Source organism: Aquimarina ulvae, from assembly GCF_053613295.3.
Window position 1 is genome coordinate 283,475 of sequence record NZ_JBSIBP030000005.1, and the last position, 19,710, is coordinate 303,184.

General features: G+C 33.7%; 23 protein-coding genes. 7 read left to right on the forward strand and 16 right to left on the reverse strand.

The features are described 5' to 3' along the window. Positions 1-18 precede the first annotated feature (18 nt). Positions 19-192 carry a hypothetical protein gene (locus ACWGOQ_RS13285; protein WP_452058636.1) on the forward strand — a complete coding sequence of 58 codons (174 nt, stop codon included), beginning with the start codon at positions 19-21 and terminating at the stop codon, positions 190-192. A gap of 33 nt (positions 193-225) precedes the next feature. Then, positions 226-417 carry a hypothetical protein gene (locus ACWGOQ_RS13290; RefSeq protein ID WP_452058637.1) on the forward strand — a complete coding sequence of 64 codons (192 nt, stop codon included), beginning with the start codon at positions 226-228 and terminating at the stop codon, positions 415-417. A gap of 233 nt (positions 418-650) precedes the next feature. Here ACWGOQ_RS13290 and ACWGOQ_RS13295 read toward each other — a convergent pair whose 3' ends face one another. The 3 genes from ACWGOQ_RS13295 to recR all read right to left on the reverse strand — a co-directional run bounded on the left by ACWGOQ_RS13295 (position 651) and on the right by recR (position 4,067). Further along, positions 651-1,997, reverse strand: coding sequence for a dihydrolipoamide acetyltransferase family protein (locus tag ACWGOQ_RS13295; RefSeq protein ID WP_452058638.1), 1,347 nt, complete (start codon positions 1,995-1,997; stop codon positions 651-653). Between the two features lie 90 nt (positions 1,998-2,087). After that, a complete protein-coding gene (locus tag ACWGOQ_RS13300) occupies positions 2,088-3,251 on the reverse strand; it encodes a glycosyltransferase family 2 protein (RefSeq protein ID WP_452058741.1) in 1,164 nt (387 codons plus the stop codon). Positions 3,252-3,446: 195 nt separating this feature from the next. After that, complete coding sequence (recR, locus tag ACWGOQ_RS13305) at positions 3,447-4,067, reverse strand: recombination mediator RecR (protein ID WP_452058639.1); 621 nt, start codon at positions 4,065-4,067, stop codon at positions 3,447-3,449. Between the two features lie 403 nt (positions 4,068-4,470). Between recR and ACWGOQ_RS13310 the strand changes: the two genes are divergently transcribed. From ACWGOQ_RS13310 to secA, 3 genes are all read left to right on the forward strand, one after another. Continuing rightward, positions 4,471-5,046: a cob(I)yrinic acid a,c-diamide adenosyltransferase gene (locus ACWGOQ_RS13310; RefSeq protein ID WP_452058641.1), complete on the forward strand. Its 576-nt coding sequence runs from the start codon at positions 4,471-4,473 to the stop codon at positions 5,044-5,046. Between the two features lie 140 nt (positions 5,047-5,186). Further along, entirely contained in the window at positions 5,187-5,408 is a 222-nt protein-coding gene (locus ACWGOQ_RS13315; protein ID WP_006989959.1) for a DUF2795 domain-containing protein, read from the forward strand. Between the two features lie 233 nt (positions 5,409-5,641). Then, the gene (gene secA / locus ACWGOQ_RS13320) at positions 5,642-8,998 is read left to right on the forward strand and encodes a preprotein translocase subunit SecA (protein ID WP_452058642.1); all 3,357 of its coding nucleotides are present in this window, start codon (positions 5,642-5,644) and stop codon (positions 8,996-8,998) included. A gap of 81 nt (positions 8,999-9,079) precedes the next feature. Here secA and ACWGOQ_RS13325 read toward each other — a convergent pair whose 3' ends face one another. Both ACWGOQ_RS13325 and ACWGOQ_RS13330 read right to left on the reverse strand, forming a co-directional pair. Continuing rightward, positions 9,080-9,688 carry a hypothetical protein gene (locus ACWGOQ_RS13325; RefSeq protein ID WP_452058643.1) on the reverse strand — a complete coding sequence of 203 codons (609 nt, stop codon included), beginning with the start codon at positions 9,686-9,688 and terminating at the stop codon, positions 9,080-9,082. Continuing rightward, positions 9,685-10,023, reverse strand: coding sequence for a PadR family transcriptional regulator (locus ACWGOQ_RS13330; RefSeq protein ID WP_452058644.1), 339 nt, complete (start codon positions 10,021-10,023; stop codon positions 9,685-9,687). The genes ACWGOQ_RS13325 and ACWGOQ_RS13330 overlap by 4 nt, the downstream gene beginning before the upstream one ends. Before the next feature lie 116 nt (positions 10,024-10,139). On the opposite strand from ACWGOQ_RS13330, the gene ACWGOQ_RS13335 reads away from it, so the two are divergent. Next, entirely contained in the window at positions 10,140-10,706 is a 567-nt protein-coding gene (locus ACWGOQ_RS13335) for a DUF4377 domain-containing protein (RefSeq protein WP_452058645.1), read from the forward strand. A gap of 73 nt (positions 10,707-10,779) precedes the next feature. Here ACWGOQ_RS13335 and ACWGOQ_RS13340 read toward each other — a convergent pair whose 3' ends face one another. From ACWGOQ_RS13340 to ACWGOQ_RS13370, 7 genes are all read right to left on the reverse strand, one after another. Further along, the gene (locus ACWGOQ_RS13340) at positions 10,780-11,421 is read right to left on the reverse strand and encodes a hypothetical protein (RefSeq protein ID WP_452058646.1); all 642 of its coding nucleotides are present in this window, start codon (positions 11,419-11,421) and stop codon (positions 10,780-10,782) included. 313 nt (positions 11,422-11,734) lie between these two features. After that, complete coding sequence (locus ACWGOQ_RS13345) at positions 11,735-12,424, reverse strand: peptidoglycan DD-metalloendopeptidase family protein (RefSeq protein WP_452058647.1); 690 nt, start codon at positions 12,422-12,424, stop codon at positions 11,735-11,737. Continuing rightward, positions 12,421-12,822 carry a hypothetical protein gene (locus ACWGOQ_RS13350; protein ID WP_452058648.1) on the reverse strand — a complete coding sequence of 134 codons (402 nt, stop codon included), beginning with the start codon at positions 12,820-12,822 and terminating at the stop codon, positions 12,421-12,423. The genes ACWGOQ_RS13345 and ACWGOQ_RS13350 overlap by 4 nt, the downstream gene beginning before the upstream one ends. Beyond that, the gene (locus ACWGOQ_RS13355) at positions 12,819-13,010 is read right to left on the reverse strand and encodes a hypothetical protein (protein WP_452058649.1); all 192 of its coding nucleotides are present in this window, start codon (positions 13,008-13,010) and stop codon (positions 12,819-12,821) included. The genes ACWGOQ_RS13350 and ACWGOQ_RS13355 overlap by 4 nt, the downstream gene beginning before the upstream one ends. After that, positions 13,007-13,750, reverse strand: coding sequence for a flavin-containing monooxygenase (locus tag ACWGOQ_RS13360; RefSeq protein ID WP_452058650.1), 744 nt, complete (start codon positions 13,748-13,750; stop codon positions 13,007-13,009). The genes ACWGOQ_RS13355 and ACWGOQ_RS13360 overlap by 4 nt, the downstream gene beginning before the upstream one ends. A 91-nt stretch (positions 13,751-13,841) precedes the next feature. Continuing rightward, complete coding sequence (locus ACWGOQ_RS13365; RefSeq protein WP_452058651.1) at positions 13,842-14,234, reverse strand: hypothetical protein; 393 nt, start codon at positions 14,232-14,234, stop codon at positions 13,842-13,844. Beyond that, a complete protein-coding gene (locus tag ACWGOQ_RS13370) occupies positions 14,218-14,805 on the reverse strand; it encodes an RNA polymerase sigma factor (protein WP_452058652.1) in 588 nt (195 codons plus the stop codon). Before ACWGOQ_RS13370 ends, ACWGOQ_RS13365 begins: the two co-directional genes overlap by 17 nt. Before the next feature lie 148 nt (positions 14,806-14,953). Between ACWGOQ_RS13370 and ACWGOQ_RS13375 the strand changes: the two genes are divergently transcribed. Continuing rightward, complete coding sequence (locus ACWGOQ_RS13375; RefSeq protein ID WP_452058653.1) at positions 14,954-15,304, forward strand: DUF6249 domain-containing protein; 351 nt, start codon at positions 14,954-14,956, stop codon at positions 15,302-15,304. A gap of 85 nt (positions 15,305-15,389) precedes the next feature. Here ACWGOQ_RS13375 and ACWGOQ_RS13380 read toward each other — a convergent pair whose 3' ends face one another. The 4 genes from ACWGOQ_RS13380 to ACWGOQ_RS13395 form a co-directional block, all read right to left on the reverse strand. Continuing rightward, entirely contained in the window at positions 15,390-16,028 is a 639-nt protein-coding gene (locus ACWGOQ_RS13380) for a hypothetical protein (RefSeq protein ID WP_452058654.1), read from the reverse strand. Positions 16,029-17,017: 989 nt separating this feature from the next. Beyond that, positions 17,018-18,397, reverse strand: coding sequence for a hypothetical protein (locus ACWGOQ_RS13385; RefSeq protein WP_452058655.1), 1,380 nt, complete (start codon positions 18,395-18,397; stop codon positions 17,018-17,020). Then, positions 18,369-18,980, reverse strand: a complete 612-nt coding sequence (locus ACWGOQ_RS13390) for a hypothetical protein (RefSeq protein ID WP_452058656.1) — start codon at positions 18,978-18,980, stop codon at positions 18,369-18,371. The genes ACWGOQ_RS13385 and ACWGOQ_RS13390 overlap by 29 nt, the downstream gene beginning before the upstream one ends. Next, positions 18,964-19,455 (reverse strand): RNA polymerase sigma factor, encoded by a 492-nt coding sequence (locus ACWGOQ_RS13395; protein ID WP_452058657.1) that lies wholly within the window; start codon positions 19,453-19,455, stop codon positions 18,964-18,966. The genes ACWGOQ_RS13390 and ACWGOQ_RS13395 overlap by 17 nt, the downstream gene beginning before the upstream one ends. Positions 19,456-19,710: the final 255 nt, after the last annotated feature.

Sequence of the window (19,710 nt, forward strand, 5' to 3'; positions counted from 1 at the left end):
AATAATCAAAATTTATATATGTCGACAAACACATTTGTTCCGCAAAAAAACGGAAGAACGATTAAAACAAAAGATGGAAGAAAAGTAAAAAATGAAATCGATTACTGGAAATCAGAGATCAACAGTAGAAAATGTCAGGAGTTTTCTGAAATGTCTTATTGGGAAGTTGTATGCACCAGTAATGCATTATAAAAGATAAACCAACTGATAACCCAAATTCATATTATGAAAATCATTAGGATTAAAAGAAAAACCAGAATTAGAAACATACACTCTAGAAATATGGGTAGATTAAGTACTAATGTAACATCTATCAAAAAATATTTATTAGGAGTTCCAATCACTACGCTTCATAAATACAGGGAAACCTATTACGGCGAAATAAAAGATTGTAAAGACTGTATACTTCAGGCATAGAGATCTGATATAAAGAAAATATAAACCCTAATCGAGAGATTAGGGTTTTGTTTTATTGCTATTTCAATATCTGACTTTTTATTATTTTATTAAAAATTCTCTTTTTATCTATTGAAGTAATCCTGATGATTATCAGGTGTAAGTAAGTTTAGAACCATTTTACTACTAAATTACGATCCTCGATAGTAATTTTTAACTCTAATCACTAGGATTGGTTAGCATTACGTGTAAAATTAAAACTCTCTATTCACATCAAAAGCTTCAAGATAGTCTTTTACACGTTGTACAAACTGCCCTCCAAGCGCTCCATTGACTACTCTATGATCATACGAGTGTGATAAGAACATTTTATAACGGATTCCTATAAAATCTCCATCTGGTGTTTCAATCACTGCGGGTACTTTACGGATGGCGCCCAGTGCCAAAATAGCTACTTGCGGTTGATTTATGATCGGTGTCCCCATAATACTACCAAACGTACCTACGTTGGTTACTGTATACGTTCCTCCTTGGATATCATCCGGTTTTAGCGCATTATTTCTCGCGCGATTAGCTAAATCATTTACTGCCTTGGTCATCCCTACCAGATTTAACTGATCTGCATTTTTAATTACAGGTACAATAAGATTACCATCAGCTAAAGCTGCGGCCATACCCAGATTTATATTTTTCTTTTTAATGATTGTATCACCAGAAACGGAAATATTGATCATCGGAAAATCTCTAATAGTTTTTGCAACAGCTTCCATAAAAATTGGGGTAAAAGTCAGGTTCTCTCCTTCTCTTTTCATAAAATCTCCTTTTACCTTCTTTCTCCAATTCCAGATATTAGTCACATCTGCTTCGATAAAAGATTGTACATGTGCAGAGGTCTGCACAGATTCTACCATATGATGTGCAATCAACTTGCCCATTCTAGTCATCTCAATGATCTCATCCTCACCAGATACTACAACTGGCGTTGCTTTTGGTGCTTCGGTATTCTTAGCAAGTGCTTCTGGAGCGTTTTTTGATTCTGTAACCATTGGCGCTGCAGTAGCCATCTTAGTCTTACCTGCTTTACGATTTTCTACAAATTGTAAAATATCATTTTTGGTAACTCTTCCATCTTTTCCGGTTCCGGATAACTTTTCTAGTTCTGCTACAGAAATTCCTTCGGCAGCTGCTATATTTTTTACCAATGGAGAATAAAAATTAGAACTTTCGGAGAAATCTGCTTTTGTAGAAGCAGTTTCTGTTACGACATCCATATCATTTTCAATTGCTTGCGCCGCTGCTTCTGGCGTTATCGACGCTTCTTCTTTGGTTTCTTCCTGTGTTGCCTCTGCTCCATTTTCTCCTTCTGTTTCGATAATAGCGATCGTTTGACCAACTTTTACAACATCATCAACTTCAAAAAGTTTTTCTGCCAGCACACCTTCTACCTCACAGGGAACCTCACTATCCACCTTGTCTGTAGCAATCTCTAATACTGGATCGTCCATCTCGATAGTCTCTCCAACTTCTTTTAACCAAGTTGTTATTGTCGCTTCTGCAACACTCTCACCCATCTTCGGAAGTTTAAGCTCAAATTTTGCCATATTCTTAATCAAAGGTATTTATTAGTAAAGTTTTTTGCGAAATTAATAAAAGTTATGCTCTTAAATTAATTTTTATTTATTAAAATTTCTCTAAAAAGTAATCACTTCTCCTTTTCCATCACTAAAATCACTTCCTAAAACGTAATTACAACCTAATGGTCTGATTTTAAATGTGATATTCGGTTTTTTTAATTGTAACATTGCGTTGATAATTTCTCCAAAGCTCAGCATCTCATTGTCAAAGATAAGCTCGTTATTAGCATCTCCCAAATTCTTTGCCGATTCTAAAGAAATAAATACCACTTTTTTTTTCAATACATCAGCAAGTTTATCTCTTAACTCTTCACTCTCAGAAATCAAAAAATATTGATCAATTTGTTGTTTTTTTGTGTGATGCTTTTTAAACGACTGTATAACTGAGATCAAGCGTATTCCGACAGACACCGCAAAGTCCAACAACCAGTTGCTTCTAAAGTGCTTGTGGTAAAACAATCTCATAGCTCCATAAAAGCGTTTGATATATTCAGCATTATGATCTGTACTTTCTCCTTTATAATGAATTACAGGCACAGTGCCTATAAAATAGTTTACCAAACCTTTCTTTTTCATTTTATAAGAAAGGTCGATATCTTCTCCGTACATAAAGTAGTCTTCATCAAAACCTGCTACAGATTCATAAGCTGTTTTTCTTGTAAGAATAAAAGCTCCCACTAAAATATCCACATCACCTATTTCAGTTTCTGATATGTGATCTGCATAATAATTTTTCACTTTACCTAGTTTAATACCAAATAATCTTCTAAAAGATGTTAGCGGTGAAGGTACATTACGTTTACTTTCTGGCAAAAAACTGCCCGTACCATCGATCAATCTGGGCCCGACCATCCCTGTATGTATGAGCTTTTCGGATGCTGCGATGATCCTCGTAAACGTATCTTCTGTGACTACCGTATCTGGGTTCAAAATACAGATATATTCTCCTTTTGCGATAGCAATACCTTGATTATTAGCTTTAGCAAAACCGATATTTTCTTTATTTTCTATCAATATTGCTTCAGGAAAACGTTCCCTGACCATCTTACAGCTATCGTCTGCAGAGTTATTATCAATCACAACAATCTCAGCTTCTAAATTGGCTACTGCTTTCTGAACGCTAAGAATACATAGTTCTAGAAAGTAACGTACATTATAATTGAGAATGACTACAGAAAGCTTCAGAAGAAAATAACTTTTAAGATTAATATTATATAGAATCTAATGCAATCATTACATATGTATTAGAACCGTTATTTGATTTTAGCATTGCACTTATATTGAATTTAGACAGCTAAGGAGAATATATTAGTATATTTAAAATTTAGTGAAAACATAAAAAATTACAATCAACTACTTAAATTTATTTACGTGAAATAACAGCACAATGATACGTATTAAAAACTATTTATTCTTTCACGTGCTCTTCAACGCATTTTCAAATGGAATTCTATTAAGGATACTTCTACCCAAAGTTACCTCATCTGCATACTCTAATTCATCGTTTACACCAATTCCTCTGGCAATTGTGGAAGTTTTTATCGCTACACCCTCTAATTGTTTATACATATAGAAATTAGTAGTATCGCCCTCCATAGTGGCACTCAGTGCAAAAATCAGTTCTTTCACTTTACCAGCTTTTACTTTTTCTACAAGTGTACTAATTTTAAGATCTTGTGGTCCAACGCCATCCATTGGACTTATTTTCCCTCCTAAAACGTGGTACAAGCCTCTGTATTGACTTGTACTTTCGATAGCCATCACATCCCTAATATCTTCCACTACACAGATGATATCATGTATTCGATTAGGGTTACTGCAGATATCACAAACCGCCACATCACTAATACTGTGGCATTTTTTACAAAACTTTACTTCTTCTCGTAAAGTTCCTAATGCTTTTACTAAATGCTGTGTTTGCGTTTCTGGTTGTCTCAAGAGGTGCAGCACCAATCGCAATGCTGTTCGCTTACCAATTCCTGGCAATTGCGACATCTCGTATACAGCGTTTTCTAATAATTTTGATGAAAATTCCATAGCGATACAAAGGTAATAAATAGTGGTGAGTATTTGAATGCGGAGTATTGAAGTATTTAACTCCATAAACTCAAAAACCAACAAACTCATTGCTATTTATTACTTTTACCTCAAAAGAAAAAACATGTTTGATGCACTTTCTGAAGAAACCCAACTTCTATTAGTTGTTATAGGAATAGCACTATTATTTTTTATTGTACGTTGGAATTCTGGCAGAAACAAAAAAAAATTATATCATAGAGACAAAAGGGATTTTAGAAAAAATTATTTTAAAAAGAAGAAAAAATGACCTTTGAGTGGTTATTACTGGCACTGATAATTGGTGCTATTTATGTCTACCTGAATACAAGAAAGGCTAAGAAAGCTATTACCAATTATAAAAAGAATCATCAAGAAAACACTAATGAAGATATATACAAAAACAGGAGATAAGGGCACCACCGCCTTATTTGGCGGCACTATAGTTCCTAAACATCATATTCGTATTGACAGTTATGGTACGGTCGATGAGCTAAACTCACACATTGGACTCATTAGAGATCAACAAATAGATGAATTGAGCAAAAAAATGCTGATTAATATTCAGAACAAATTATTCACCGTCGGAGCAATATTAGCTACTGATCCAGAAAAAGCAATTCTAAAAAGTGGACAAAAACGACTAAATATCCCAACGATTTCTATACAAGACATAGCACTTTTGGAAACTGAGATAGATCGTATGAACGAGTCTTTACCTCCAATGACACATTTTGTATTGCCTGGAGGACATGAAACCGTGTCATTCTGTCACATTGCTCGTTGTGTATGTAGAAGAGCCGAGCGTTTGGCCACAGCCTTATACGAATTAGAGCCTTTTGAAGAAACTACTTTGCAGTACTTAAACAGACTATCTGACTATCTATTTGTACTGGCACGAAAATTGTCCTACGAATTGCAGGCAGAAGAGATACCTTGGATTCCTCAGAAAAATTCTTAGGCCTTCTGAAAGCCTAAAATACGTTAAGGGTACTACCCGAAAATTCACGTTCTTAAAATTATTGTTTAAATAATTAATTTTTTACTTGACTTTTTAAACTAAAAAATTATTTTTGCAAAAAATATTAAACCAGTAAGCATATGTATTGGACTTTAGAATTAGCATCTTATTTAAGTGATGCACCTTGGCCAGCAACCAAAGATGAGTTAATTGACTATGCAATTCGTACGGGAGCACCGCTAGAGGTTGTGGAAAACCTTCAATCCATTGAGGACGAAGGGGACTCGTATGATTCTATAGAAGAAATATGGCCAGATTATCCTACTGACGAAGATTATCTTTGGAATGAGGATGAATATTAAAAAATATTTAAATAGTATTAAAAGTCTCGCAAGAGGCTTTTTTTTTGCGTAAATTACGCCACTTTTTCAAGCTATTCAACAGCTTATTAAGTATTGTATAATATTGCCAGGAGGCATTGAGATTACAATAGGTTCCTAGAATTGAGGCTTAACCTAATACCACCTTTTTTAGGTTTTATAAGTTAGTTTCATTTTAAAATTAAAATCTCATTAAAAACATATAACCATTAATTATGGGAGTTTTAGATTCTGTATTAAAAGTATTCGTTGGAGATAAATCCAAAAAAGATATAAAAGAAATTCAACCAAGGGTTGACTTGATCAAAAAACAAGAACAAGCTATTACAGCGCTTTCTGATAACGAGCTCCGAGCTAAAACTATAGAATTCAAAAGTTTTATTAATGAAGCTCGTGCCGATATTAATGCCCAAATAGACGAACTTACAAAGGAAGCGGATGCCATAGAAGATATAGACAGAAAAGAAGACATCTATGGAGAGATTGATAAATTAAAGAAGGATGCTTATGAAGCAACAGAAAAGGCTTTAAATGAAATTCTTCCTCAAGCTTTTGCAGTAGTAAAAGAAACTGCTAAAAGATTTGCTGAAAATGATACAATTACGGTAGAAGCTACCAAATATGATCGTGAGCTTTCTGCTAATAGAGAACATATCACTCTTGATGGAGATCAGTCTATATGGTCTACAAGCTGGGATGCTGCAGGAAAAGAAGTGAAATGGGATATGGTTCACTATGATGTGCAGCTGATTGGTGGTATCGCATTACACGAGGGAAAAGTCGCGGAGATGCAAACAGGAGAAGGTAAAACTTTGGTGGCTACTCTTCCGGTATATTTAAATGCACTATCCGGTAATGGTGTGCACCTTGTTACCGTTAATGATTATCTAGCACGTCGGGATAGCGAGTGGATGGCACCTATTTTCCAGTTTCACGGCTTGACGGTAGATTGTATCGATAATCATAGACCTAACTCTGCAGAACGAAGAGCAGCCTACAATGCTGATATTACTTATGGAACTAATAACGAATTTGGTTTTGATTACCTTAGAGACAACATGTCTCACGCTCCAGAAGATTTAGTACAACGCCCGCATAATTATGCTATTATCGATGAGGTAGATTCTGTACTAATTGATGATGCTCGTACACCATTAATCATTTCAGGACCTATTCCAAAAGGAGATATTCATGAGTTTGATGAATTAAAACCGAAAATTGCTGATATCGTATCGGTACAGCAAAAATACTTAACTACGGTCCTTGCTGAAGCAAAAAAACTTATTAAAGAAGGAAATACCAAAGACGGCGGTTTTAAATTACTGCAAGTATACAGAGGTATTCCTAAAAACAAGGCACTCATTAAATTCTTAAGTGAAGAAGGAGTAAAAATGCTTCTTCAGAAGACAGAGAATTTTTATATGCAGGATAATAATCGTGAAATGCATAAGATTGATGCGGATCTTTATTATGTAATAGAAGAAAAAAACAATCAAATTGATCTTACTGATAAGGGTGTAGATTATCTTTCGGGTAAGGATGATCCAGATTTCTTCGTGTTACCGCAAATCGGCATGGAAATAGCCAAAATCGAAGATCTTGGTTTGTCTAAAGAGGAAGAAGCTGAAAAGAAAGAGGATTTATTTAGAGAATATAGTGTAAAAAGCGAGCGTATTCATACACTACGTCAATTATTAAAAGCATATTCATTATTCGAAAAAGACGTAGAATATGTAGTGATGGATAACAAAGTAAAAATTGTTGATGAACAGACCGGACGTATTATGGATGGTCGTCGTTATAGTGATGGTTTACACCAGGCTATTGAGGCAAAAGAAAATGTAAAGATTGAAGATGCTACACAAACCTTTGCTACCGTAACACTACAGAATTACTTCAGAATGTATGGTAAACTATCAGGGATGACCGGTACTGCGGTTACTGAAGCAGGAGAACTTTGGGAAATCTATAAATTAGATGTAGTTGAAATCCCTACAAATCGACCGATTGCCAGAAAAGACATGGAAGATTTGGTTTACAAAACCAAACGAGAAAAATACAACGCTGTTATCGAACAGGTTACCGAACTATCCAGAGCTGGAAGACCAGTACTGATCGGTACAACTTCTGTAGAAATTTCAGAATTACTAGGTAGAATGCTAACTATACGTAAAGTACCTCATAACGTACTGAACGCAAAGTTGCACAAAAAGGAAGCAGATATTGTTGCAGAAGCTGGTAATCCAGGAGTCGTTACGATTGCTACCAACATGGCTGGTCGGGGAACAGACATTAAATTATCAGATGAAGTGAAAGTAGCAGGTGGTTTAGCCATCATAGGTACAGAACGCCATGATTCTCGTCGTGTAGACCGACAGTTACGTGGTCGTGCTGGTCGTCAGGGAGATCCCGGAAGCTCTCAATTCTACGTATCTCTGGAGGACAATCTAATGCGTTTATTTGGATCAGAGCGTATTGCTAAGATGATGGATAGAATGGGTCTTAAAGAAGGGGAAGTAATTCAGCATTCGATGATTTCCAAATCTATCGAGAGAGCTCAGAAAAAAGTAGAAGAAAATAATTTTGGAGTTCGTAAAAGACTATTAGAGTATGATGATGTGATGAATGCACAGCGTGAGGTAGTTTACAAACGTCGTTACCATGCGTTATTTGGAGAACGCCTGCGTGTGGATCTTGCCAACATGATTTATGATACTGCAGAGGTTATTACAGAATCCAATAAGAATGCCCAAGACTTTAAAAATTTTGAGTTTGAATTGATTCGTTATTTCTCTATGAGTAGCCCTATTAGCGCCGAGGAATTCGAAAAAATGGATGCTCAGAAAATTGCCGGAGAAGTTTATAAAGCTGCTTATGAGCATTATCAGGATAAAATGAAGCGTAATGCAGAAGCTGCATACCCTGTTATCAAACAAGTATACGAAGATCCTTCTAGTAAATATGAACGTATTCTTGTTCCTTTTACAGATGGAGTAAAAAGTCTGAATGTTGCCACAAACCTAAAGAAAGCATATGAAAGTGAAGGGAAGCAGCTAATTACTGATTTTGAGAAAAACATAACTTTAGCAATTATTGACGATGCCTGGAAAACGCATTTGCGTAAGATGGATGAATTAAAGCAAAGCGTACAGCTTGCTGTCCATGAACAAAAAGATCCGTTGTTAATCTATAAATTTGAAGCTTTTGAATTGTTTAAAGCAATGATCGAGGAAGTCAATAAAGATGTTATCTCCTTTTTATTTAAGGGAGAGTTGCCAACAGGTAATACTCAGGATATCTCGGAAGCACGCCAAATAAGAAGAAAAGAAAATTTGGAAACTTCAAAAGAAGAAATCCCTAATATGGATGAGCGTGCTGCGCAAAGCCGAGCTGCTGGGCAAACACAGCAGCGGCAACAAGTAACAGAAACTATTGTTCGGGAACAACCAAAAATAGGACGGAATGATAGAGTTACTATCAAGCACGTGATGAGCGGAGAAAATAAAACCGTTAAATATAAACAGGCGATTCCTCTCATCGAAAAAGGTGAATGGGTATTGGTGAATGAATAGATCTTTTAAAACATCCTATATAAAATCAAAAGCCCTAAAGTGATACTTTAGGGCTTTTGATTTTACTTTTGTATGACCACACTAAATGACCGATCGTTTGTACATCGTAAAGAACAGGAAAGGCAAATAACCGATTGCGAAAATTAGAGATCCAGCCAACAATAATACTTCTGCTCCCATCCAATGCAGTACCTTAAACAATCCAGATAAACCTATTATGACGCCAGAGATGCATCCTAAAACAATTTTCAACCGTTCTGAAAGTGTTTTAGCAATTGCAACTTTATACCTGTCAAAAGCAAACATTGGAACAAACACTAATAGCAGTAGCAAAAAACCAGTTATAAAAAGCTTGTTAGCTCCAGGATACCAGAGTATCTTGAAAGTAATCCCTGTAGTTAAAATTAATGCGCCAATAAATCCAATAAAATACATTAGTTTCTTCATTATAATTATTCGTTTTGAGTTTAATAAAAAAAATGTTTTATGATCTAAATCAATCAAACCGTTAGGAGCTAATTCTAATATCGCGTCCTGGAATGATTGATCAAATTTTTTTCCTGATTTTAAATCGCTTTCTACAACACAACATAAATGATCTAAAATATCATCTCGTAAGGCTGGCAGCTTTAGTCCCTGCTTATCTACAAAACTCTTAATCTTTTCTTCTTGTTCAACACTTAATTTCATATGACGTCTAGCTTTGGAAAAATCACATTATTAAGCGTTATCATAAAGTCTTTAAGCTCCTCTAGATAATTCACCTTCTCTTGCTCTCCTTTTGATGTTAATAGGTAATATTTCCTGACTCTTTTACCTATATACATCTCTTCACAAGTCAACAGACCTTCTTTTTTCATTTTTTGCAACGATGGATATAACGAGCCATCTTTTAATAAAATTTTGCCGTCGGAGCGTTCTTTTACTTGTTGAAAAATCTCATAGCCATACATTCGACCTTTTTCGGATAATAAATTAAGAATAATAACAGATAAAGTTCCTTTAAGCAGTTCTTTTGAATACATAGATCAAATATACATAAAAATACAATACATCATAATTCTATGTATTTATTTTTTACATTATTTAGCAAAGCCTTAAGCAACCCTTCAGTTTTTTTTGATCTTATACTAAAAACACCATGAAAAAAGTATTTTTCTTACTCGTTGTATCACTCATTTTAAATTCTTGTAGTGATGATGATAACTCCCGAATTGAGTCGTGGAGAATTAATCACTATCAAAATACAGTGATATTTTTAGATTATACTACAGCAATACAATACCAAATAGCTAATGACACCGGTACTGAAGACTATAGAGCCCTATATGGAGGAATCAACGGTTTTGAATTTGAAAATGGCTTTATACAAGATATTGTAGTTAAACTAAAACCCAACAACTTATCAATAGCAGACATCCCTCCATATGAAATAACATTAATTAAAACATTAGCAAAAATCCAGATTTCACCTAATACAACCTTTAAAATTAGATTAACCAGAAACATCATTCCCGACAGTTTTGAAAATTGGATAACAGTAGATCAGGAAAACAACTATTCTTTAATCAACTCTTCAATATCTATTGATTGTCAAAATCTATGCTCCGAGTTATCGCATAAAATTAATAATCAAGAACAGCTGACAGGTATATTTACTCACGGATCTGAAAATGAATACGTGTTAATGGAAATTATCAACGAATGACCTATAGATAAAAGTAAAGCGAGCTCAAACTGAGCTCGCTTTACTTTCTATTCCCCTTTGATTCAATATAATACTATAAATCAGTTACACTGTTTTGAGACTCTGTATACTTTTCAACGATTACAGAATCACCTCTATTGTTCTCAAGAAGATATACACCAACAGGTAATTGAGCTAAGTCAATAACATTTGTTGTTTTTGACAAAACGTGTACCGTGTCCTTTACTTCAAATAACTTTAGTTTATCTCCTTCTTCAAAATCTAACACCACGACAATACTGCCTTCTCTCTGAATAGCTAATTGATTATCTTTAGGAGTGATATACTCTTCCGCGGGTACTTCTTCCGTATGTACTTCTTCATTATTCTCCAAAACTATGTCATCAGTCTCATCAATAACAAACTCTTTTTCTTGTGCAATAGCAGCATCATCGATTATTAGCTCTTCTTCTAAACGATCAATAACTATAGAAGCTCCTTTATTATTTTCTAATAAGTATGATCCTAAAGGTAATTGACTTAAATCTACACGTGAATAGGACTTGGATAGTATGTGAACACCAGTTTCAAGTTCAAATAATTTTAATTCATCTCCGTCTTCAAAATCAGCTACTTCCACAATAAGACCATCTTGATAAACCGAAAGCTCATCATCGTTATTAGCGAAAATTGAAAGAGATAAAAATAAACTACATACTAGTGCTGTAACTTTCATAATTTTGGGGGCTTTGAAGTTAAAGTATTACGGCTTTACCTTACAAGTATAGAGTAAATTACCTTTGCCACCAATTAATAATCAGACTTTTAGATAAAATCGCCAAATTTTTCGTCGAACTACTAAAAGTACGTCAATAAAACATTTAATTGATTGTAAATCAATGTTTTAAAAAAATAAATAGAAAAAAATCTGATGAAAAAACAGATTTTATCGGTAACGAACATAAAAATTGGTTTTATATATCATATTTCCTCGACAAAAACATAGATCAGGGCATGGAAAATTATTTGATTTAAAAAATAATAGGATACTATATTTTTAATAAAAGATTAGGATTAGGACAATTATGAAGATAGAAACTTAGTTCTTTTTTATTAGACACCCCAGGATAATCCCCTGTACTCCCTTGCATATCTTTTATGATTTGAAAATGCAAATGTGGCGCATAATCCCCATTTACAGAAGCTCTTCCTAATGTTGCCAATACATCTCCCCTAGAGAAATATTGCCCAACCCTCAATTCTTGAATAGATTTTAAACTTAAATGACCATACAAGGTATAAAAAAACACATCCTGAACTAGATGCTGAAGAATTATAGTTGGACCATAGTCGCCAAAGTTGTTGTTATTTTTAAAACTATGAACTGTTCCTTCTAACGGAACTAATACGTCGGTTCCGGCATCACACCACACATCTAATCCCAAGTGGATATTACGTTCGGATTCTGGATTCTGTTTATTAAAATGTGTGCTTCTTCTATAAATGCCGCGAGTTTCATTATAACCTCCATAAGCTACCTTTGCCTTATTGGTAATTATATAATGGTTTATATACGTTTCGAAAGCTTTAGACGAAGATACATCAATAGTTTCCAATCTTTTATTGTCTAATGATAAATCAATAAACGTGTAATCTTCTTTCGAAAACTCAGCATCAACCACCGGAATAAAGTCGTGAGATAAACTTTCTATAAATTTAGAGAATGAGAAATCTATCATTGGGCGTTTTTTGAAATTTTAAAATGTTTTTTAGAAATCCAATTTTTTGGTAATTGCTTTAGCAATGTTTTTCTAAACTTATCAGAATCTACTGCTATCTTGTGTCTTGGTGTATTAATCTGGTTGTAATGGGGATGTGTAATTTCTTTTTCACAAAGTTTTTTAACAGTAGTGGGTATTTTCCAATTACCGGTTAAGTAATTTGCCAATAATTTACTATGTAACTCTGATCCGGGCCAGATACAACCTAAAGGCTGAAACATTCCTACCAAAAATAGATTACGAAACTCTTGGTGAAACATCTTAAAATAAAGAGGTACCGGTCCATTACTATAATCCATAAATGAAGGATCAAAGAAATCATGCTTTAAAATATATCCTGTACAAGCAATAATCACATCAAATTCTTTTTTTGTCCCATCTTTAAATAAACCATCTTACCATCAAGTTTTTCGATATCTACTTTGGGGTATACTTTTCCGTGTCTTACTTTATAAAGAAGCTCATCATTAATGGTAGGATGTGTTTCGCCAAACTTTGTCTTAACCTCTTGTAGTCCATATAATTTATTTTTGCCTAACATCATACGGAGCAGTTTATCATTAAACCAACTACGGACTCTAATAGGAGCCAAGCCGGTCGTGCCCCAATAATATCTGATGGCAAGCCAAAAAAGAATTTTGGGATAATTCTGTAACCTCTTCGCCAACTTATTGCTGTTTTCTTACTCACTCGACTAGTTTCTACAGTAACATCACAAGCAGAATTCCCACCACCGATTACCAACACTTTTTTATCTGCAAAAAGGGCTGCTTTTTTATACATATGAGAATGTATAAACCCTCCTGAAAAATGACCAGGATACTCAGGAATTCTAGGAACAGAATGATGCTCATTACACACAACCAGATCTGTAAATATCTCTTTTACCTCTTTCCTGTTTTGTATGATACTGATATGCCATTCTCTACGATTAATTCGTTTGCAATGCGTTACAACAGATCCAAATTGTATATAAGGGTATAGTTCGAAGTGTTTTGCATATGCCTGAAAATATCTTCTTAGCTCATCATGGAATGGATAATCAGCTACGGTAACATCAAAATCATCAAATGTAAAATCTTCGCATTGAGATAGCGTCTTAGAACTAATAATATGTGTAGTCTCGAACACACTAGAATGGCTACTTTTTTCAGAATAGATCCAGTTACCACTTACTTCCTGATTACGATCGTACACAACAACTTTCAGGTTTTTGTCTTTCAGATTTTTAAGCGCAGTAATACCGCTTGGTCCCGCCCCAATTATACATGTTTTACGTTTCATATTATATATGCTACTACAGCTATGTAAAATAGAGAATGTATTGGAGTTTAAAAAACATTTATTGGAGTTATGCTCATAATATACAGGTAGTTTAGACAGCGTAAATTTTATCTATTCTCCTTTTGATTATGGTTATTTGAACCAAAAATAAAACAGCCAGAAATATAATCCCATACATTGTAGTATCATGGAATTTAAAATCAGAAAATGGATTTTGAAAATGATCCAAGCTCAAAATTGAAAAATTCAATGTATCCAAGATTGACGTTCCTTCGGAGAGAAAAGGTAAAGAAATCAAAACGAAGACAACTGAGATGCTTATGATTACCCAAGCTTTTTTTGAAATTAATGGCTGATACATTGGGAGTTTATCGGCGGATACAGCTGCGATTTCACTCATTATATTTTGCAAAAAATGCAAAGGAGGTTTTTCGATACCTGCTTCTTTTACTAATTTCTCTATGTCCTTATATTTCTCTTCCATTATTAGTATTTATTTCTGGTGAAACGTGAAACTTTAGTATCGAATATAGTTTTTTTCTGCTTCGATACAGCTTTATTTTGATATTATCTTCTGTCAAGCCTATGATCTCTTTGATCTCTTTTACGCTTTTCTCTTCAAAATAATACAAGGTTACAATTGCAGCCTCTTCTTCTGGTAATTTAAGAATACTATCTGATATCACCTGCTTTCTCTCTTTATCCTGTAAATAGCTCAATGCATCATTAATTATACCTGCTTCTCCTTCGCTAATTTCCTCTATAAGTTCCGTGGCTATAAACCGCTTATTTTTTTTGATCCTATCTAAACTTTTGCGATATGCAATAGTATATAACCAAGTAGAAAATTTTGCTTCTCCTCTATAATTTACCAAAGACTTATACGCTTTCACAAAAGTATCCTGAGATACTTCTTCTGCCTCTTCTTTATTCTTTATCATCCTATAGGCCACTGTATATACAATACCTTGGTAACGCTGTACCAGTGTAGAAAAAGCATTTGTATCGCCTTCTAACACTTGTTTGATATAATATTGATCTGATTGATGGTTCATTTACACATAAGACGATACTTCTTTGTGTTCGGTTACATCTTACTACTAAAAAGATACAAAATATTTTTTTTTACATTTTTTGTAACTAAGATTTGATATATGCCGTCATAGTTAAAAACGAACAGTTAAACCTTTAAATCTAAAAATTATGAGTTTTATTGAAGCACTAATACCACTATCTATATTTGGATGTATCTTCGGTATTTTTTATTTATTTTTTACTGCCAGAAACAAGGAGCGAATGGCTCTTATCGAAAAAGGAGCCGATGCTTCTATCTTTTATAGCAGTAAAGCGAAAAGAGTAACTCCTATTTGGAAAGTTTTTATTCTTAACTTTTCCTTGCTATTAATGGGCATTGGTTTAGGCATCTTTATCGCTGGAATACTACACTATACACTAGGAGTTGAGCAAGAAGTAGCATATCCAGGGACTATTTTCTTAATGGCCGGTGTAGGGTTATTCACAGGTTTTACTATGACCAGGAATTTAGATAAGTAAATCCTGTTTATATAAACTACAAAGACCTATCAGAAACGATAGGTCTTTATTCAAATGCTATTTATTTTATAATAATAAGAATATTTTAGTTATAAGCTACTGTATCTTCATACTGCATATCTACATGAAGCTTCTCAATAACAACAGCTTGTCCTCTATCATTTTCCAAAATATACTTTCCTGCCGCCAGTTGTGTAAGATCAACTACTTTTGTTGTTTTTGATAACACGTGAATTTTTCCAATCATTTCAAAAAGCTTGATCTTGTCTCCATATTCAAAATCAACGACTGTAATTAGATCGCCATCTCTAGTAATTTCCAATGGATTAACTTCTGAAGATAAATAATACTCTTCTAATTCTTGCTCTACGGTCATATCACTGATAGACATTGACTCGCTATCACTCTCCACAACATACTCTGCTCCTAACTCTTCTTCGATAAGAATATCATCATCTGTTTTTTCTATTACCACAGACTTACCTTCATTGTTTTCCAATAAATATTTTCCTGTAGGCAATTGACTTAGATCGATCTGCCCTCTTGTTTTAGAAAGTATATGAGCTCCGGTTTCTACCTCGAATAGCTTGATCTCATCTCCATCTTTAAAATCAACAACTACCACAACAAATCCCTCTCTTGCAATTTGCAAGTTATCATCTTCAATCCGGGCATTCACATTCGTGAAAAAAAGTATACCGAAAATAAATGCTAAAGTTCTCATTATCTTTGTTTTTAAATTGTAAACTTTTTACGTGATTACCTTACAATAATATCGTAAAATTATCGTTTCCCGAAAAATGTAGCTTCTTTTTAGATCAAACGTTTTCGATTTTCGACCAATGACACAAAAAAGTCAATTTCTATTTTTTTTACTTTTAATTAACTGATTATAAGTCTTTTAAATATAAAAAACCTGTAGGAACATAGACAAAAAGCACATATAATAGACAAACAAACCAAAAAATTACAATTTGGACAATCATGATCTTTTTAAAGATCATTAAGAATTCGTGAAATATGCGAAGAAAATTAACATTTATCGTTTTGATTGCTTACCTCATATCTACTTTTATTGATTTCTATTTATTTGATCAACAACGTTGGATTGATTAATTTATGAACAATTACTTTTTATCCTTTCTTATCAATTGAAAGGTATTTATCAGCCGGAAGTTGGCTAAGATCAAAGACTCCTTATTTGGTTTTATAAATAATATTCTTACTTGTTTTCAACGCAAATAATTTGATTTTATTCATAATTTGCTGTAGTTATATTATAGTGTTTACATTACGTCTGGCAAGAAGGTTTTCGTCATTCTCATTATTTCCAAATAAACTGTAATATATGTTAAAGAGAAAATTAGTAATAATTTTTTCATAAGCTATTTAAAGGAATATGATTTGTATTTTCATCTATAAATGCAGTACAAAAAAGGAGTGACAAAATGGAGATTTAAACTTTTACGTTTAAGTTTTGTTATTCTGAATAAAACGCGAAAAGTATTATGTAAGAATTTAAAATGTAGGCTAATATTTACATTAAACCCGCAGTATGCATTAGAAAACCTATTACATCTGTGGGCCTCAAAGCTTCATTACGAAGTTCCAATGTATAATCCGGGTTAAAAAGGTTTTTATAGGTAAAATAGGTCCATAAAAAAGTCTTACTATATCATTAGCAAGACTTTTTATAATTAACACATTATAAAGTTACTGTAATATAATATCACTATACTTAGCATTGATTGTGATAACTTTATCGGTATCTCGAGTTTTGTTAAATCCGTTTACAAATACATTTCCAAAATTTCTTCGGGCATTCGCCTCTATAGTTTTCGGTATAGAAATTCTACTCTGTACTCCACTGTAAGCAATATTAAAAGCTGTTTCTGGTAGTTTTAACTTAAAATCACTGTTCTCTACTGCTAAATCCAGGGTTGCAAATGAATCGGATAAATTAGCTATCGTAATTGCTCCAAAACTACCGGATATAGCTCCATTCTCTTCTAATTCCTGAATAAAAATATTACTAGAATCTGAATTGATTCGAAGGTTTTTAGCTTTTTGAATTCTACAGTTTTTCACGTAATTAACGGCCAATCTTCCATTATTCCATTGTTTGATCATTATAGGTGAGTAGGAAGCTCTTATAAATGTACGGTCTCCATCTATTACATCAGCCTCTAGGCTTGTATGAGATAAAGAAGCAATCATATTAATAGTTTTTTCTGCTAATTGAATATCACCATGTCTGATATTCAATTTAAGTAGTGCACTCTTTGGTAGTTTTACTTTAACAATCCTATCTATAGCGCCAGAATTATTTATTCTGGAACTATACCTATAAACGGTTACATTGTTCCCATTAGTTTGTGTAATTTCCAAATCACCAGAAAATTGAGATGCCCACGCTTGCATTCTTCTGGCAAACTCCTCTCCTCCCCAATTGTTGGAATTAATGATATCATTCGACTGTATTTGCGCAGCATTCTTACTTAATTCTTTGGTCCAGTTTTTTACGACACTTTCATAATTATCTCCAAACTTTTCTTTTATCTGATCTCCCCACTGTTGGATATACTTCTCTTCATTTTCCTTAAACTTATTAGCATCAAAATTCATACTAGCTAAGTTTTCAGAAAGTGCACTTGGCATAGGATTATTTTCTATGTTTTCTAAAATTGGTCGTAACATACTAGAAATCATTGGTTGTAATCTTCTAAACTCAGGTAAATCTGAATTCTTAACATTGGAAGCTGTTACATTTCCAGACCAAAAATTTCCTGTGATAGAATTTATAGTGATTTCACGGCTATTACCTAACGCTTCGATCTGCCAATTCTGTAACAAACGTTCTTTATTCTCTTCTGTAATATCATCACCTTCTATATACGCTTCGATCTCTACAGAGTTTTTATTCCAGGTTTCGAATACAACTTGAGTATGACTTGTGTTAAGGTTAACCTTAACGTCATTATTTACAACAAACTTTTCAATTAATTTTGATTGTCTGTTTTGAGCGAATAGCCCAGCACAACATATCAGACTAAGCGTAAGAGCATTAAACTTGTATATCGATGTAGTTTTCATTTTCAATTTGTTCTAATTCTTTTAGTTTGTCTTTTAGTCTGTTTAGAAGAGAAAGTCTAAGGGTTAAATTTTCGATCATTGCCTCAGCACTTTGCACATTAGGCCCTACTTCTATTAATTCTTTATTAAGGTCCTGATATTCCTTATTCAGATCCCCCAATCGTTTCATAAAACTCTCTACCAACTCTCTATTAGAATCATCTACTGTTATTTGGGATAATTGAAATTTTATACCTGTCAATAGATAATTTTCTGCTTCTTCATATTCCGGAAACATTTCTGCAAGAGGAGATGTTTGCTTGGTTAATACAACAGTAGCGTTTTTCGAATCCTGCGTATTTACGTCAACGATTTCAGTCCCTTTTATACTTTTGTTTCCAAACTCATTAAAAGCGAACATCGAAACCGATAAAATTATCACAACACTGGCGGCAATCCTTAACCAACCATAGTTGAATTTTCTAGCTTTTTTAGGAAGTTCTTCTTCCAACCTAGCCATAAAACGCCCCTCGTGACCTTCTGTCAAACGCTCTGCAGGAATTCTGGTATCCTGTTTTAACAACTCTCTAATATCCTGTCCCATCTCTTAAATGTTTTAATTGATCCTGAAGCTGTTTCTTTCCACGATGCACTAAAGTTCTAGATGCCACCGGAGTAATATCCAATATCTCGCTAACCTCTTTGTGATCGTATCCTTCTATCAAAAATAGCATGACAGCGTATTTATATTTTTCAGGTAATCTTTCTATCGCACTCTTCACCTCGTCAACGGTAGTAGAATCTGATACTGACCAGTCATCATGTTCTTCAACTGTAGCCATTACCTGTTCATTTATCGCAACCATATTCATTTTTTTCGCTTTAAGCATATCGATACTCTTATTAATCACTATGCGTTTTAGCCAAGCTCCAAAAGTTACATCTCCGGTAAACTGATGTAATTTCAGAAAGGCTTTAATAAAAGATTCTTGCATCGCTTCTTCTGCCTCAAAAGGGTCCTTAAGGAATCGTAAAGCAACATAATACATACCATCACAGTATTTATTATATAGCTGCATCTGTGCTTTGCGATCGTTTGCCCTACATTTTTCTATTAGCTCGCTCTGTAACAAACCTTTTACAAATTTTATTGGTTAGTAATTACTTCTTTAAAACTTTTCTAATTGTTATTCTCTTCTAAAGACGAGATTTAGCATACGTCTGTTGCAAAATTAAAGATAAAAACATCAAAAACATCAAAAGATCTTGTTTATCAAACGTTTAAACGAAGATAGCTATACACCAAAACAGCATCCTTGTTAAAGAAGACTTCG

Excerpts from the sequence above, each read along its gene's own strand:
- ACWGOQ_RS13315 (WP_006989959.1), top strand. The coding sequence starts at position 5,187 with ATGTATTGGACTTTAGAATTAGCATCTTATTTAAGTGATGCACCTTGG.
- ACWGOQ_RS13375 (WP_452058653.1), top strand. The coding sequence starts at position 14,954 with ATGAGTTTTATTGAAGCACTAATACCACTATCTATATTTGGATGTATC.
- ACWGOQ_RS13365 (WP_452058651.1), bottom strand. The coding sequence starts at position 14,234 with ATGGAAGAGAAATATAAGGACATAGAGAAATTAGTAAAAGAAGCAGGT.
- ACWGOQ_RS13380 (WP_452058654.1), bottom strand. The coding sequence starts at position 16,028 with ATGAGAACTTTAGCATTTATTTTCGGTATACTTTTTTTCACGAATGTG.
- ACWGOQ_RS13395 (WP_452058657.1), bottom strand. The coding sequence starts at position 19,455 with ATGCAGCTATATAATAAATACTGTGATGGTATGTATTATGTTGCTTTA.
- ACWGOQ_RS13340 (WP_452058646.1), bottom strand. The coding sequence starts at position 11,421 with ATGAAAGTTACAGCACTAGTATGTAGTTTATTTTTATCTCTTTCAATT.
- ACWGOQ_RS13285 (WP_452058636.1), top strand. The coding sequence starts at position 19 with ATGTCGACAAACACATTTGTTCCGCAAAAAAACGGAAGAACGATTAAA.
- secA (WP_452058642.1), top strand. The coding sequence starts at position 5,642 with ATGGGAGTTTTAGATTCTGTATTAAAAGTATTCGTTGGAGATAAATCC.
- ACWGOQ_RS13345 (WP_452058647.1), bottom strand. The coding sequence starts at position 12,424 with ATGATAGATTTCTCATTCTCTAAATTTATAGAAAGTTTATCTCACGAC.
- ACWGOQ_RS13295 (WP_452058638.1), bottom strand. The coding sequence starts at position 1,997 with ATGGCAAAATTTGAGCTTAAACTTCCGAAGATGGGTGAGAGTGTTGCA.
- ACWGOQ_RS13390 (WP_452058656.1), bottom strand. The coding sequence starts at position 18,980 with ATGGGACAGGATATTAGAGAGTTGTTAAAACAGGATACCAGAATTCCT.
- ACWGOQ_RS13330 (WP_452058644.1), bottom strand. The coding sequence starts at position 10,023 with ATGTATTCAAAAGAACTGCTTAAAGGAACTTTATCTGTTATTATTCTT.
- ACWGOQ_RS13370 (WP_452058652.1), bottom strand. The coding sequence starts at position 14,805 with ATGAACCATCAATCAGATCAATATTATATCAAACAAGTGTTAGAAGGC.
- ACWGOQ_RS13355 (WP_452058649.1), bottom strand. The coding sequence starts at position 13,010 with ATGATGTTAGGCAAAAATAAATTATATGGACTACAAGAGGTTAAGACA.
- ACWGOQ_RS13360 (WP_452058650.1), bottom strand. The coding sequence starts at position 13,750 with ATGAAACGTAAAACATGTATAATTGGGGCGGGACCAAGCGGTATTACT.
- ACWGOQ_RS13335 (WP_452058645.1), top strand. The coding sequence starts at position 10,140 with ATGAAAAAAGTATTTTTCTTACTCGTTGTATCACTCATTTTAAATTCT.
- ACWGOQ_RS13325 (WP_452058643.1), bottom strand. The coding sequence starts at position 9,688 with ATGAAATTAAGTGTTGAACAAGAAGAAAAGATTAAGAGTTTTGTAGAT.
- recR (WP_452058639.1), bottom strand. The coding sequence starts at position 4,067 with ATGGAATTTTCATCAAAATTATTAGAAAACGCTGTATACGAGATGTCG.
- ACWGOQ_RS13310 (WP_452058641.1), top strand. The coding sequence starts at position 4,471 with ATGAAGATATATACAAAAACAGGAGATAAGGGCACCACCGCCTTATTT.
- ACWGOQ_RS13385 (WP_452058655.1), bottom strand. The coding sequence starts at position 18,397 with ATGAAAACTACATCGATATACAAGTTTAATGCTCTTACGCTTAGTCTG.
- ACWGOQ_RS13290 (WP_452058637.1), top strand. The coding sequence starts at position 226 with ATGAAAATCATTAGGATTAAAAGAAAAACCAGAATTAGAAACATACAC.